The sequence below is a fragment of the Treponema sp. OMZ 798 genome (assembly GCF_024181385.1).
GTDB lineage: Bacteria > Spirochaetota > Spirochaetia > Treponematales > Treponemataceae > Treponema_B.
Window position 1 is genome coordinate 770,877 of the sequence record NZ_CP051305.1, and the last position, 16,567, is coordinate 787,443.

Annotated in this window: 9 protein-coding genes and 1 pseudogene; all 10 read left to right on the forward strand. The window is 35.7% G+C overall.

What is annotated here, in order from left to right:
• Window positions 1-37: 37 nt before the first annotated feature.
• Window positions 38-557: pseudogene (locus tag E4O07_RS13475) on the forward strand (RHS repeat-associated core domain-containing protein); the annotation flags it as partial.
• Window positions 557-1,165, forward strand: a complete 609-nt coding sequence (locus E4O07_RS13480; protein ID WP_371921959.1) for a M91 family zinc metallopeptidase — start codon at window positions 557-559, stop codon at window positions 1,163-1,165. The pseudogene E4O07_RS13475 and the gene E4O07_RS13480, both read left to right, overlap by 1 nt.
• The gene (locus tag E4O07_RS03595) at window positions 1,146-1,715 is read left to right on the forward strand and encodes a hypothetical protein (protein ID WP_253687448.1); all 570 of its coding nucleotides are present in this window, start codon (window positions 1,146-1,148) and stop codon (window positions 1,713-1,715) included. The genes E4O07_RS13480 and E4O07_RS03595 overlap by 20 nt, the downstream gene beginning before the upstream one ends.
• A 74-nt stretch (window positions 1,716-1,789) precedes the next feature.
• Window positions 1,790-2,806, forward strand: coding sequence for an IS5 family transposase (locus tag E4O07_RS03600; RefSeq protein ID WP_253686855.1), 1,017 nt, complete (start codon window positions 1,790-1,792; stop codon window positions 2,804-2,806).
• A gap of 220 nt (window positions 2,807-3,026) precedes the next feature.
• Complete coding sequence (locus tag E4O07_RS03605) at window positions 3,027-7,424, forward strand: RHS repeat-associated core domain-containing protein (RefSeq protein WP_253687450.1); 4,398 nt, start codon at window positions 3,027-3,029, stop codon at window positions 7,422-7,424.
• Window positions 7,421-7,981 carry a hypothetical protein gene (locus E4O07_RS03610; protein WP_253687451.1) on the forward strand — a complete coding sequence of 187 codons (561 nt, stop codon included), beginning with the start codon at window positions 7,421-7,423 and terminating at the stop codon, window positions 7,979-7,981. Before E4O07_RS03605 ends, E4O07_RS03610 begins: the two co-directional genes overlap by 4 nt.
• Window positions 7,971-11,387: an RHS repeat-associated core domain-containing protein gene (locus E4O07_RS03615; RefSeq protein WP_253687452.1), complete on the forward strand. Its 3,417-nt coding sequence runs from the start codon at window positions 7,971-7,973 to the stop codon at window positions 11,385-11,387. The genes E4O07_RS03610 and E4O07_RS03615 overlap by 11 nt, the downstream gene beginning before the upstream one ends.
• A gap of 21 nt (window positions 11,388-11,408) precedes the next feature.
• The gene (locus E4O07_RS03620) at window positions 11,409-12,371 is read left to right on the forward strand and encodes a hypothetical protein (RefSeq protein WP_253687453.1); all 963 of its coding nucleotides are present in this window, start codon (window positions 11,409-11,411) and stop codon (window positions 12,369-12,371) included.
• Between the two features lie 187 nt (window positions 12,372-12,558).
• Window positions 12,559-15,963, forward strand: coding sequence for an RHS repeat-associated core domain-containing protein (locus tag E4O07_RS03625; protein WP_253687454.1), 3,405 nt, complete (start codon window positions 12,559-12,561; stop codon window positions 15,961-15,963).
• A complete protein-coding gene (locus E4O07_RS03630) occupies window positions 15,936-16,361 on the forward strand; it encodes a hypothetical protein (protein ID WP_253687455.1) in 426 nt (141 codons plus the stop codon). Before E4O07_RS03625 ends, E4O07_RS03630 begins: the two co-directional genes overlap by 28 nt.
• Window positions 16,362-16,567 lie beyond the last annotated feature (206 nt).

The following is a 16,567-nucleotide window of genomic DNA, read 5'->3' on the forward strand; positions in this document are numbered from 1 at the left end:
TAGGTGGAGCAGATACAAGGAGTTAGGCAAAAAAGTACCGCAGGCGTATCGGGTATACGTCGAGGACACTTTTTTGCCGTGCGACGCAGGAGATGCCCGCATATTTTCAAAAGAGATGACGCATACGGAAAACCAAGGCGACAACGATGAGCAAAAGGCAAAGCGTTACTATTACCATAGTGATCACTTAGGCAGTGCACAATTTGTAACCGACTGGCGAGGTAAACAATATGAACACATAGAATACACGCCTTACGGCGAACTCTGGATTGAAGAAGTTGCTGCAGGCTTGGATAAACTGCCGTTCAGGTTTACAGGGAAAGAGCTGGATGAAGAAACAGGACTGTACTATTATGGGGCTAGGTATCTTGATCCGAAATATAGTAGGTGGCTGTCAGGCGATCCGGCGTTAAATGATTATATACCTTCTCCTGGCACAGATCCGGCCAAACTTGCAGGTATGGGCGGGGTGTACAACACGGTAAACTTACATGTGTATCATTATGCGGGGAATAACCCGGTAAAGTATACCGATCCGGATGGAAAAATATTAAGAATTGCTGGAAGCAACAGTTATAAAAATCAAGTGATGAGTGTATTAAAAAAGCTTGATCCTAATGTAAAGATAAATATGAGAACAGGAATAGTAACGACTAGCAGTACTAATAATTCTGCTGGAGCAAAATTGATACGAAATTTGCAGGTCAGTAAAAATACAGTCACAATAATGAATGATAGTTCAATAGGTACAGCGCCAAAATCTAGAAAAAAAGCTGAGACTCCAGGTATAGGTTCAGATTCAATTGTTTATTTTTCAATTAATGTAAAATTGAGTAATGATTATTTTATAAGAGACGAAAATGGAAATATAGAAAAAGCTAAACATACTCCAGCAGAAATTGTACTTGGACATGAACTTATTCATGGATTACATTATGCGGATGGAACTGGAGATAATAGCACCGATGACTATACATTTATTACTTCAGGATTTCAAGATGGTAAATATAAGTCTGGAGAGGTCGTATTTAAGGGTGGTTTATTCCATGATAAATATCCGCGAGAAGAAGCTAGAACGATAGGTGTTGGAGAATTTTCTAATGATCCAATAACAGAAAATGCATTAAGGAGGCAATTGAAGTATAATGAAAGGCTTACACATTAATAATAAAATATTTATGCTAAATTGTTTATTTTTATTATCTATTTTTTGTTTTGCAGAAGAAAATACTGAAAAACGTCTTGAAAAGAACATTGATAGAATAACAATTGAAAACTATTTTTTGGAAAATATTTCAAAAAAAGATAATGCAACTATTCCTGTTATTATTGTTTATTGTTATGATGGTTATTATTTTTTATATGAAACAAAGATGAAATATGAGGTAATAGATACTAAAAGATATTTTTTTGATTATAAAGTTGATAAAAATATCAACAAGTTATCTACAGATATAGCCGATAAAAATATGAGCCTTGATGATTTTATTAATAAATATTTAATAAAAAATGATGATAACAGCTATAGTATATCTTATAAAAATTATGATATATTTACACCTAAAGATGAATTTTTATCTCCTATATTTTTTGCTGCCCAATACAATTATGACTTTTTAATTTTAATTGAACACGGGTATTCTACAACAATAACATTATATTTACCCAATAGTTATGAATATGTTAAAAAAGAGTATAATATTTTTTTAAATTAGAATTGGAATAACAAATATTAGGGCACCTCTAAAAACCCCCTTTAAAAAAGATTAAAAAAATGATAAAATGAGGTATGAAACAAAAAGGATTATTTGATGAAGAAGATCGTTTAAGAGTATTAAGTAACTTAGGTGATAGTCTTGAAAAATTAAACAAAAAAATAAATTGGGAAATATTCAAACCACTATTAAAAAAAGCATTAACCAAAGAGCCAAAAGGTTTAGGCGGAAGACCTGCATACGATTATGTAATGATGTTTAAAATAATAATCTTACAAAAATTATACAACATAAGTGATGATCAAACGGAATATCAAATAAACGATCGGCTATCCTTTATGAGATTTTTAGGATTGGAATTAAAAGATAAAGTACCCGATTCAAAAACAATATGGCTTTTTAAAGAAAAACTCATTGAAGCGAGAGTATCAAAAAAGTTATTTGAAAAGTTTGGAAAAGAATTAGCTAGAAATAACTTAATAGGAAAAGAGGGAACGATAATAGATGCGACAATAGTAGAAGCTCCGATACAGCATAACAGCAAAGATGAAAATGAACAAATTAAAAACGGAAAAATCCCTGAACAATGGCAAGAAGCAAAAAATAAGGCAAAATTATCACAAAAAGACTGTGATGCTAGGTGGACAAAGAAGCACAAACGTAGCTATTACGGTTATAAAGATCATATAAAAGTAGATAAAAAAAGTAAGCTTATATTGAAAGCAACTGTAACAGCAGCTAATGTTCATGATAGTAAAGAATTAAAAAATTTAGTTGAAAAGGAAGATGAAAGATTATACGCAGATAGTGCCTATATAGGAGAAGAAATAGAGAGAGTTTTAAAAGCGAAAGGAATAGAAGGGCAAATTTGTGAAAGAGGAGCAAGAGGGAAACCTCTTAGTAAAAAACAAAAAATCGGTAACAGAAAAAAATCAAAAATACGGGCGAGAGTCGAACATGTATTTGGCTTTATGACAAACTCAATGAAAGGTATATATGTAAGAACGATAGGATTAGCTCGTGCAACATTTTCGATAATAATGATGAACTTAACATACAACTTATGCCGATATTGCTATCTAAAGAAATAAAATGAGGGAGCATATAGGTAATAAAATGAAAAGTAAGGGAACTTAAGATAAAGAATCCAAGTTTTACACTAGACAATTTATAAAAAAGCTACTAAAATAATAAATAGGTACACTAAAAATAGGTTTTTAGAGGTGCCCATTATTATAAAATAGGAAAATTTGGATGAAAAAATGAAGGTTTATGATCATGTCATAAAAAAATGTAAACAATTAAAGTAATATGTTGCATCACAGACAGAAGAAAAAAATAGAAGACTTGGATGTAAAAGAAAAGAAAATGATGAAAGCCCCTTTTTATTTGTATCTACAACTTGGCCATTTTATCTCTCGGACAGCGATTGAAGCGGAAATCCTTTTTGAGGTTTGTTTAATCAAAAAGCAAGCTCTGACCGGAGGGAAGAGCCTTGCCCGTGAAAACAAATACAGCAAAAAGATTGGAGCGAAAAGCGTGGTGCTCAATTTTGTTTTCTTCGTAATGCTAAAAAACAAAATTGAGCAGTCCGCCGCTCAAAGCTGCTTAAAAAACAACTTATTACTAAACCGCTCCACTGAAAGGACTTTTGAAAATAGGCGGAGCAGATACAAGGAGTTAGGCAAAAAAGTACCGCAGGCGTATCGGGTATACGTCGAGGACACTTTTTTGCCGTGCGACGCAGGAGATGCCCGCATATTTTCAAAAGAACAAGAGTATACCACCTATTACTCTTACGAAGACGGCTACTATGATAGAGAAACAAAGGAATTCTACGGCTTTGCCAAGGTAACAAAAAGAAGCGAAGGCGGCACCATCCAAGAAACCGAGTACTATAACGACAAATATTACAGAAAAGGCATGGTAAAAAAAAGCAAAACCATATATGACGGATTTACCTACACCGAAAAAGAAATAGAAGTAGACATCGCCCCTCACGCCCGAGTAATTAAAGAAGAAGTAACACAAAGAGAAAAAGAAAACCCCTATAGTTACCTAAAAACGTCTAAACGCTATGTATACGATAAATACGGCAACGTTACAAAACTCTATGATGAAGGAGACGTCACAAAGGCAAATGACGACATAACGGCAGAAATAACTTACTGGAAGGAGGCGAGTGAAGAGAAGTACTTTAAATCACACCCCGAAAAAATAGAAGTAAAAGACATAAACAATAAACTCCTACGCAAAAGAGAAGGAAGCTATGACAGTAAGACGGGAGCCTTAACCGAACTAAAACAATACACATCACAGTCCGCTTACCTTGTAAACCGCATAGAATGGACGGATGAAGGAAGTATAAAAGCAGTAACAGCTCCAACCGGAAAAAGAATTGAGTACAAATATTTAGACGGCATATACCCGATTGAAATAAAAGAGATAAGTTCTAAGGGAGATCAAACTTACACAAGCACTATAGAATGGGACAGCGTCTTAGGCGTAAAGTTAAAGGAAACGGACAGTGCAAACAATACAATGACTTATAAATATGACGGCTTTGGAAGAGTAACAGAGGTGAGAAGTCCCTACGACACAGACAAAACCCCTTACGCAAAATATACATACTTTACACCTGAAGAAAGATACTGGTACACCGTAACCGAAAACAAAATAAGCACAAGAAAAGAAGATAAGGCAGTAATGAAGACGGTAGTAATGCATGATGGTCTAGGAAGAATAAACTACACAGCCAAAGAAGGAGAAGTATACATAGACGGAACCGATTACCAAACTCAAACAGGCTGGAATGTTTCGGGAGCGGTTTATTATGATGAAGACGGAAGAAAAAAAGGAGAAGGACAGCCCGTGTTCTATGGAGGAGATATACAAAATGAATTAAGCGGAAGCTCAAGCCAAATCCTTTTATATGAAAAATTAAACGAATTAAAACATCCTACAAGCTATGAATATGACGGACTAGGCCGCGTAATAAAAACGACCCTTCCCGACGGAAACATACAGCGTAATGAGTACTCGATAGATTCTTCCTTACAAATAACAAAAACAATAGACCCTAAAGAAAACATAAACATCAGTAAAAAAGATATAAGAGGAAACATAAAAGAAGTAGAAAGACGTGATAAAAACAACACTCTTCTTACTAAGGCAAAATACGAATACTCTGTTCTTGGCGAGATGCTGCGAGCCTATGATGCTAAAGACAATCTTTTAGCAGTAAACTATGACATGCTTGGACGGCGCATAAGTTTAGAAAGCCTTGATACGGGAAGAAAAGAATGGAACTATGACGATAAGGGTAGACTTGAGTATGAAAACGACTCCGTATTAAGATCAAAATTAGCGTCAATAAAATATGAATACGACGGACTGGACAGAATAATAAAAATAGACTATCCTTTTAGTGAAGATGTAGAATATGAATACGGAGCAGCGGGAGAAAAAGGAGCGGGAGAGGTAATCCGCAAAAAAGACGAAACGGGAGAGACAAAATACGAATACGGTGAATTAAACGAAGTAAAGATAGAAACACGCACAATAAAGCGCGGCAGAGAATTCCAAAAACCCGTAACTGCCGTGTTTAACTACGAAGCCGACTACCTTGGCAGAATGCAGAGCATAAGCTACCCTGACGGAGAAGTGCTGACTTACAGCTACGACAAAGGAGGACAATTAAAAGGAGTTATAGGCAAAAAAGGAATAGAAACCTATAGGTATGTAGACAATATCTTGTATGACGAGCATGGTCAAAGAGTCTACATCAAATACGGCAACGGAGTAGAAACAAGATACACCTACGACCCTGCACGCCGCTGGCTAAAAGACATCAAGACAGAAAACAAAGATAAGAATTTGGTATTCCAAAAAATAAACTACAACTTTGATGCAGTAGGGAATGTAGAAGGGTATATAAATACTTCAAGCAAATATGAAACAAGTCAAAGCTACAGTTATGACAATTTGTACCAACTTATAAAAGCCGAAGGAACGCACAAACAATACGGAGGAATAAACCCCAACCCCGATAACCCTCACCCGTCAAATCCCTTACACACAAATAAATACAGACAAACCTTTGCCTTCGACATAATAGGGAACATGACGAATAAGAACAGCACCACAAACCTCACAGGCGGCTCAATAAGCAGTGATGAGACAAAACTAAACTATGAGCTGGACTACGAATATGACAATAAATACGCCCACCGCCTAATAAGAGCAGGAAACCGCTATTACCGTTACGACTCCAACGGCAACATCACTGCAGAAAAAGACGGAAAGTTCAGCGACAAAGAAGAAATAACATTTACCTACTCCTACTTTGCAGAGCATGACGTATACGGCGTAGATTACGGCTTTGACTTAGAACCTCCCGAAGATGACCCTGCAAACCTAGAAGTAGGCACAACCACAGGAGGCGGAATACAAGGAGGCTACAGAAGAGATTATACATGGAATGAACGCAACCTATTGATAAAATCGGACGATAAGTTAAACACAGTAATATACCGCTACGGAGATGACGGACAGAGAGCCTTAAAATTTACGCAACAGAGTAATAGCGAGACATTGTATTTTAATAACTTTTATTCGGTACACCAAGTTGCCCATGAACCCAACCACGAACATGGGCTTAGAGTAAGCAAACACATCTTTGTCGGAAACTCGCGATTAGTAACTGCTATGACGCACGCAGACAACCACGGCGACACAACAGAACAAACAGAGAAAAGATACTACTACCACGCAGACCATCTGCAAAGTGCACAGTTTATAACCGATTGGAATGGTATGCAGTATGAACACATAGAGTATACCCCGTATGGAGAGCTGTGGATAGAGGAAACGGCACCCGGAATAGATAAACTGCCGTTTAGGTTTACCGGTAAAGAACTGGATGAAGAGACGGGGTTGTACTACTATGGGGCGAGGTACTTGGATCCGAAGTATTCGAGGTGGCTGTCAGGGGATCCTGCACTAAATGATTATATACCAAAGGCTCCTATTGATGATGAAGCGAAGAAGCACAATGAGAACTTGCCGGGAATGGGCGGAGTGTTTAATGTTGTAAACTTACATGTGTATCATTACGCAGGGAATAATCCGATTAAATATATTGATCCGGATGGGAGAATATTAATAATTGATGGTTCGTCATCCGATGACCCTAATTACGTAAAAAAAATTGAAAAATTACTTGATTTAGCTTCCTCTGCTTCTGCAGAATTTAAAGATATGCTTGATGCTATACGAGAAAATAAGGAGATAACAGTTACTATAAAAGACTTTAATGAAGAATTCAAAATTCCTGTATGTGGAATTATGAACAAAAAAAATTTTCTTTTAGACTACCCTTCTGATTCAACTATTTATCTAAGTCCAGAATTTACATATAGTGAAAAATCAACAGGGGATAATTTTAGCGCATTAGAGATTATTGCCCATGAGTTAACACATGCTTATGATAATATGAGAGGGATGTATTATAAGAATTCTTACATTCCGGTTAATGGTGGGAAATCACGTTTCAATAGAAAAAAAGAGTTAAATGCTGTTAATATTGAGAATCAAATTAGACTATTTTTTGGTAAGTCACATAGGAATACATATTCAAGTTATGATATAGGAATAAGAACTTATGAAAAAACAAAAAAACGTGTTGAGATGTGGAGTAAAATTAGATGAAAAAAAAGTTTTTTACTTTAATATTTTTTCTATATTTTAATATTTTAGCATTAAGTTTTGAGATTCCTAATGAGTATCAAAAATTTTCTTATATAGATTCTAAGGATAATTATTATAAAATACTGATAGAGGAATTTAATAATGATATAGATAAATATTATGAAATAATTATACCTGGTTTATATCAAAATCCTAATTCTATTAATTGGCATCTGATCTTTGTGTCTTCATCAAAAAAGAATAAATATTGTATTTTTTACTTTAATAACAATTATGGTAATGTATTATTAGAATTGAATGAAGATATTTTTAATAAATATATTTCTGAAATTGAATTAATTATTAAAAATAAGAAAATATCAGAATATGAAAAAGGTATTATTGATTCACCGTTTCTTATTTTCTTTTTTGGGAGAATTAAATCATTAAATATAAATGAATGTTTTTATGGAGTATTAAATTATAAAAAACATGACGATTATCAAAGAAAATTATACGAGTATTTTACTGAAAAATCAAAAGAACTACTAAAAGAAATAGGAGAAAATGAAAACTAGTTATTTATTTAAACATTCTGCCTACCTCTTTTCTCGGACAGCGATTGAAGCAGAAATCCTTTTTGCGGTGTGTTTAAGCAAAAAGCAAGCTCTGACCGGAGGGAAGAGCCTTGCCTGTGAAGACAAATGCAGCAAAAAGATTGGAGCGGAAAGCGCGGTGCTTAATTTTGTTTTCTTCATACTGATAAAAAACAAAATTGAGCAGTCCGCCAAAAGAAACTCATTACTGAAAAAAACTACTGACAGGACTTTTGAAAATAGGCGGAGCAGATACAAGGAGCCTAGTAAAAATAAAGCGGAGGCGTATCGGGTATACGTCGAGCATTTATTTTTGCGTAGCGACGCAGGAGATGCCCGCATATTTTCAAAAGAAGTAATCCATGATGGTCTAGGACGCATAAACTACACAGCCAAAGAAGGAGAAGTATACATTGAAGGAACAGCTGATTCTACTCAAACAGGCTGGAACGTTTCGGGAGCAGTTTACTATGATGAAGACGGAAGAAAAAAAGGAGAAGGACAGCCCGTGTTCTATGGAGGAGATATACAAAATGAATTAAGCGGAAGCTCAAGCCAAATCCTTTTATATGAAAAATTAAACGAATTAAAACATCCTACAAGCTATGAATATGACGGACTAGGCCGCGTAATAAAAACAACCCTTCCCGACGGAAACATACAGCGTAATGAGTACTCGATAGATTCTTCCTTACAAATAACAAAAACAACCGACCCATTGGAAAACGTAAACATCAGTAAAAAAGATATAAGAGGAAACATAAAAGAAGTAGAAAGACGGGATAAAAACAACACTCTCCTTACTAAGGCAAAATACGAATACTCTGTTCTTGGCGAGATGCTGCGAGCCTACGACGCTAAAGACAATCTTTTAGCAGTAAACTATGACATGCTCGGAAGGCGTATAAGTTTAGAAAGCCTTGATATGGGAAGAAAAGAATGGAACTATGACGATAAGGGAAGACTTGAATATGAAAGCGACTCCGTATTAAGATCAAAATTAGCATCAATAAAATACGAATACGACGGACTGGACAGAATAATAAAAATAGACTATCCTTTTAGTGAAGATGTAGAATATGAATACGGCCCTCCCGGCGATAAAGGCGCCGGCGAGATAATCCGCAAAAAAGACGAAACGGGAGAAACAATGTACAGCTACGGCTTACTGAACGAAGTAAAGACAGAAACACGCACGATAAAGCGGGGAAGAGACTTCCAAAAACCCGTAACCGCCGTCTTTAACTATGAAGCCGACTACCTTGGCAGAATGCAGAGCATAAGCTACCCTGACGGAGAAGTGCTGACTTACAGCTACGACAAAGGAGGACAATTAAAAGGAGTTATAGGCAAAAAAGGAATAGAAACCTATAGATACGTAGACAATATCTTATACGATGAACACTCACAAAGAGTCTACATCAAATACGGCAACGGAGTAGAAACAAGATACAACTATGACCCTGCACGGCGTTGGCTAAAAGACATCAAGACAGAAAACAAAGATAAGAATTTGGTATTCCAAAAAATAAATTATAACTTTGATGCAGTAGGCAATGTAGAAGGATACATAAACACGGCTAGCAAATATGAAACAAGCCAAAGCTACAGTTATGACAATTTGTACCAACTTATAAAAGCCGAAGGAACGCACAAACAATACGGAGGAATAAACCCTAACCCCGATAACCCGCATCCTTCAAATCCCTTACACACAAATAAATACAGGCAAACCTTTGCCTTCGACATAATAGGGAACATGACAAATAAGATAAGCACAACCAATATTGAAGGAGGCTCAATAAGCAGTGACGACACAAAACTAAACTATGAGCTGGACTACGAATATGACAATAAATACGCCCACCGCCTAATAAGAGCAGGAAACCGTTATTACCGCTACGACGCCAACGGCAACATAACGGCCGAAAAAGACGGCCCCTTTACAGAAAAGGAAGATTTTACGTTTACCTACTCATACTTTGCAGAACATGACGTATACGGCGTAGATTACGGCTTTGACTTAGAACCCCCTGAAGATGACCCTGCAAACCTGGAAGTAGGCACAACAAGCACTACACCTACAGGAGGCTATCGACGGGACTACACATGGAACGAAAGAAATCTCTTGATAAAATCAGATGATAAGTTAAACACAGTAATATACCGCTACGGAGATGACGGACAGAGAGCCTTAAAATTTACGCAACAGAGTAATAGTGAAACTCTTTATTTCAATAACTTTTATTCGGTACATCAAGTTGCCCATGAGCCCAACCACGAACACGGACTTAGAGTAAGTAAACACATCTTTGTCGGAAACTCAAGATTAGTAACGGCCATGACTCACGCCGATAATAACGGCGACACAACAGAACAGAATGAGAAGCGATATTATTATCATGCAGATCACTTACAAAGTGCCCAATTCATAACCGACGTCAGAGGCGAACAATATGAACATATAGAGTATACACCATACGGGGAACTCTGGATAGAGGAGACTGCTCCCGGAATCGATAAGTTACCGTTTAGGTTTACGGGAAAGGAATTAGATGAGGAAACAGGATTGTATTATTATGGGGCAAGGTATCTTGATCCGAAGTATAGTAGGTGGCTAAGTGGAGATCCGGCATTAAACGATTATATACCGCAAGCTCCTGTAAATGACGAAGCGAAGAAACACAACGAGAACTTACCTGGAATGGGCGGAGTGTTTAATGTGGTGAACCTTCATGTGTATCATTATGCGGGGAATAATCCGGTTAAGTATACTGACCCGGATGGAGAAAAAATACTGGATGTTAGTACGACTTTGGTCCAAGAAAACGGAGAAGAAGATCCCTTAGGTAAGGGTAATACTACAATTGCTTCACATGGCTGTGTTTTAACAGCATATACTAGAATTGCAAATGCGATAAGTGCTATTGGTGAACGTACATTACAAAATGCTAATTCATTGGCTCTTAAGAAGGATATTTATGATGGAAATAACAAAAATTTAATATTTAACTCTCCTACTGCTTCCAAATTAGTAAATTCCATATCTATTCTAAGTGAATATAAAATGTCATTTTATAAATCATTAAATAATATTAGCTTAAATGAATATGGTAGCGAATTGGAAAAACTAAGCAAATCAGAAGACTTATATGCTATTACCATTAGAGTTTCAAATAAGTATGGAGGTCATACTGTCAACATGAATTCTGATGGAATTATTGTGGATACTGAAGATAATTATACCATCAAAATTAATAATACCTCAGAAAAAGGATATTTACCGTCAACAGTCGTTAATGATATCATAACGGATTCTTCAGCTATAATCCGTATTGATATATTTAAGATAGAAAAGGTAAAAACTGTTCCATTTTTACCCGAATAACTTATTAAGGGAGACTAAATAATGAAAATTTTAAGGAATATGATTTTTATTTTTATGTTGGTTCTTTTGGTTTCATGTACAAAAAGAGAAAATAATGAATTCGATAATAGTAAGATTTTAAATAATATAAACCTAGATTCAAAAAAGGATGATGATATTTATGACCGTGGCTTTCTAATAAAAGAATTAAAAAATAATGATTTAATTCCATATCATTTAGCTTATCTTACAAAAAAACCTGAGTCTATTTTTGTATATGTTATAAAAAGTGAATGGGCACTGAGAGAGGCTATATCTGATTATGAAAAATATGGTGAGAGTTCAGGGGAAATACCTAAATTAGAAAATTTAGGTAAGCGAGAATTTATTTTTGAAAGACATTATGATTATTACGGTAATTATATATATGAAAAAAGAAAGACGGTTGCCGGATATATATATGAGAGTATCAAATATGATAAATATAATCGTCCTATAGAAAAGATAGAAATCTATGAAGACTCTTATGTTAAGAAACTTACGAGTATGATAGTTATTGAGTACGCTCCGGTAAAACAATCAGATAATATATTAGAAGCAAAAATATATAAAGCTGATAAAAATGGAGATAAGAGAGAAATAAATATAGTTAGATCAGGTAAAAAAGAAAATATTTATTTTTTTAATGACAATGAATTTTATTTTGAAAATAATCAGATCACAAAAATTAATACTCCTGATAAAAAATGGATATTTAAATATGCTAATAATACTTTTTTATCCGAGATAGGAATTTCTCATGCAGGAGTAGGATATGAATCTATAAAAATGGAATATGAAAAAGGTGAGTTGGTGCAATGCATAAATGTATTTGGAAAATCAAAATCACGGTATAAATTTATCAGATACGACAAATTTGGAAACTGGATAGAGATGCAAATATTTCATGGAGATAATACTGATTTTACAGATACTATTATCCGTGAAATAAAATATTATAAATAAATACCTAATATTATCTAAAAAACAATATTAGGTATTTTAGAATAGATAAATAAATGAAAAAAATTTTCTTGAATAGAAAATTTATTGATGTAAATTATTTAACTGCTTTAGGAAGATTAGATTTGATAAGAGTATATTTAAATAAAATATTGGAATTGATAAAACAGAGGCAGGAAATAAAAAAACTATGAAAACAAAACTTTGTATTTATTCACAACCTAACTATCTCACTCGGACAGCGATTGAAGCAGAAATCCTTTTTGCGGTGTGTTTAAGCAAAAAGCAAGCTCTGACCGGAGGGAAGAGCCTTGCCTGTGAAGACAAATGCAGCAAAAAGATTGGAGCGGAAAGCGCGGTGCTTAATTTTGTTTTCTTCATACTGATAAAAAACAAAATTGAGCAGTCCGCCAAAAGAAACTCATTACTGAAAAAAACTACTGACAGGACTTTTGAAAATAGGCGGAGCAGATACAAGGAGCCTAGTAAAAATAAAGCGGAGGCGTATCGGGTATACGTCGAGCATTTATTTTTGCGTAGCGACGCAGGAGATGCCCGCATATTTTCAAAAGAGGTAATCCACGATGGCTTAGGACGCATAAACTACACAGCCAAAGAAGGAGAAGTATACATAGACGGAACCGATTACCAAACTCAAACAGGCTGGAATGTTTCGGGAGCGGTTTATTATGATGAAGACGGAAGAAAAAAAGGAGAAGGACAGCCCGTGTTCTATGGAGGAGATATACAAAATGAATTAAGCGGAAGCTCAAGCCAAATCCTTTTATATGAAAAATTAAACGAATTAAAACATCCTACAAGCTATGAATATGACGGACTAGGCCGCGTAATAAAAACAACCCTTCCCGATGGAAACAGTCAAAAAACGGAATACTCGATAGATGCTTCGCTTCAAATAACAAAAACAACCGACCCATTGGAAAACATAAACATCAGTAAAAAAGATATAAGAGGAAACATAAAAGAAGTAGAAAGACGGGATAAAAACAACACTCTCCTTACTAAGGCAAAATACGAATACTCTGTTCTTGGCGAGATGCTGCGAGCCTACGACGCTAAAGACAACTTATTAGCAGTAAACTATGACATGCTCGGAAGGCGTATAAGTTTAGAAAGCCTTGATATGGGAAGAAAAGAATGGAGCTATGACGATAAAGGCCGATTGGAATATGAGACGGATTCAGTCCTGCGCTCAAAATTAGCGTCAATAAAATATGAATACGACGGACTGGACAGAATAATAAAAATAGACTATCCTTTTAGTGAAGATGTAGAATATGAATACGGAGCACCGGGAGAAAAAGGAGCGGGAGAAGTAATCCGCAAAAAAGATGAAACAGGAGAGACAATGTACAGCTACGGCCTACTAAACGAGGTAAAGGTAGAAACACGGACAATAAAGAGGGGAAGAGACTTCCAAAAACCCGTAACCGCCGTCTTTAACTACGAAGCCGACTACCTTGGCAGAATGCAAAGCATAAGCTACCCCGACGGCGAAGTGCTGACTTACAGCTACGACAAAGGAGGACAATTAAAAGGAGTTACCGGCACAAAGGGAATAGAAACCTATAGATACGTAGACAATATCTTATACGATGAACATGCACAACGAGTCTACATCAAATACGGCAACGGAGTCGAAACAAGATACACTTATGACCCTGCACGCCGCTGGCTAAAAGACATCAAGACAGAAAATAAAGATAAGAATTTGGTATTCCAAAAAATAAACTACAACTTTGATGCAGTAGGCAATGTAGAGGGGTATATAAATACTTCAAGCAAATATGAAACAAGTCAAAGCTACAGCTATGATGCCCTCTATCAACTTATAAAAGCCGAAGGAACGCACAAACAATACGGAGGAATAAACCCTAACCCCGATAACCCTCACCCGTCAAACCCCTTACACACAAATAAATACAGACAAACCTTTGCCTTCGACATAATAGGGAACATGACGAATAAGAGCAGCACCACAAACCTTCCCGGAGGCTCAATAGGAACTACCGATGACACAAAACTAAACTATGAATCGGATTATGAGTATGACAGTAAATATGCACACCGCTTAATAAGAGCCGGAACCCGTTATTACCGATACGACGCCAACGGCAACATCACTGCAGAAAAAGACGGAAAGTTCAGCGACAAAGAAGATCTTACCTTTACCTACTCCTACTTTGCAGAACATGACGTATACGGCGTAGACTACGGCTTTGACCTAGAACCCCCTGAAGATGACCCTGCAAACCTAGAAAGTGGAGGCACAACAAGTACTACACCTACAGGAGGCTACAGAAGAGATTATACATGGAACGAAAGAAATCTCTTGGTAAAATCGGACGATAAGTTAAACACAGTAATATACCGCTATGGAGATGACGGACAGAGAGCATTAAAATTTACACAACAGAGTAACAACGAGACACTGTATTTTAATAACTTTTATTCGGTACACCAAGTTGCCCATGAACCCAACCACGAACATGGGCTTAGAGTAAGCAAACACATCTTTGTCGGAAACTCGCGATTAGTAACTGCTATGACGCACGCAGACAACCACGGCGACACAACAGAACAAACAGAGAAAAGATACTACTACCACGCAGACCATCTGCAAAGTGCACAGTTTATAACCGATTGGAATGGTATGCAGTATGAACACATAGAGTATACCCCGTATGGAGAGCTGTGGATAGAGGAAACGGCACCCGGAATAGATAAACTGCCGTTTAGGTTTACCGGTAAAGAACTGGATGAAGAGACAGGGCTGTATTACTATGGGGCAAGGTATCTTGATCCGAAGTATTCGAGGTGGCTGTCAGGTGATCCGGCGTTAAATGATTACATACCAAAGGCTCCGATAGATGATGAAGCGAAGAAGCACAATGAAAACCTGCCGGGCATGGGAGGCGTGTTTAATGTTGTAAACTTGCACCTGTACCACTACGCGGGCAATAATCCGGTGAAGTATACCGATCCGGATGGGAGAAAAAGTAGATCTATATCATCAAATGAGTTATCTTATATTGAAGAAATTCTTGGTACTATAGGTAAAAATATAAATAATAATGTTACTATTAAATCATCACCTATAAATGGCAGCGCATCACTTGCTTGGAAAACAATTTATTTAGATAAAGAGATTTTTAATAATCCTTTGGCGAGTGACCATGGAAAAAAAACTCTAATACATGAGGCATTTCATCAAGTACAATATTTTTTTGACAGTGCAGGTGCTGGTATTATTCCTCTTCCAAAATTATTTCCATCAGCATGGGATCGGTTGGTTATAAATGAAAGAATTTACTCTCTATTTTCAGATGTTTATAAATCAGGTGATTATGAATTAACAGACATATCTAAATATAATAAATTATCTGACATACCATATTTAGAAGGGCAAGCTCAACTGGTTGGTATTTATGCCGCTCTTTATACAAAATTCAGGCGAGGCGATAAGATGTCTGATAAAGATCGTGCAGCTTTAAAAGATATGAATCGTATACTAATAAATTCAGGAATAACGTCGGAGGCTACAAAATGGGTTTCAGAAAATTTACAAGATTAATCTTAATTATTTCTTTTTGTATACATTTATCTGCATGTATATTACCTAAGCCGCCATTAATAAATTTTATTTCAATGGATGGTAATGATATTATCATTGAATATAATGCAAAAAAAATAGGTCATGAAATGACTAAGTTATGGGCAGAGGCAATAAGTGATATGGAGCGAGTGGAAATCCCATTTGAGATTTTAAAATATAGTATAAGTCCGAAGAATAAAAATAAAATATTAATAACTGTGTCTAAGTTTTCTGATAATGATATTTATCAAGGTTCATTTAATATTTTTATAGGATTTCAAAATCGTAGATTTGATAGAATTACGGTGTTTGTTAAAATAAACAAAAAAGATTGTACAATTACAGTTTTAGATGAATATAGTTTTTGGTTTCTATAAATATATGATAAAGGCTAAAATGAAAACTTATAATGTATTATCTACTGTTTATATATTTTCTCAAGTTATAAAGTTGTACTATTATGTTTTACTTTTATGGATGGTTAAAAATCAAACTAAAGCTTCGGGATTCTTAAGGGCAGAGCCCTTAGGTAGCAATTTTGAAGATAGGAGGGGTTATAGGGGAAAGAAGTACATCCGGCGAA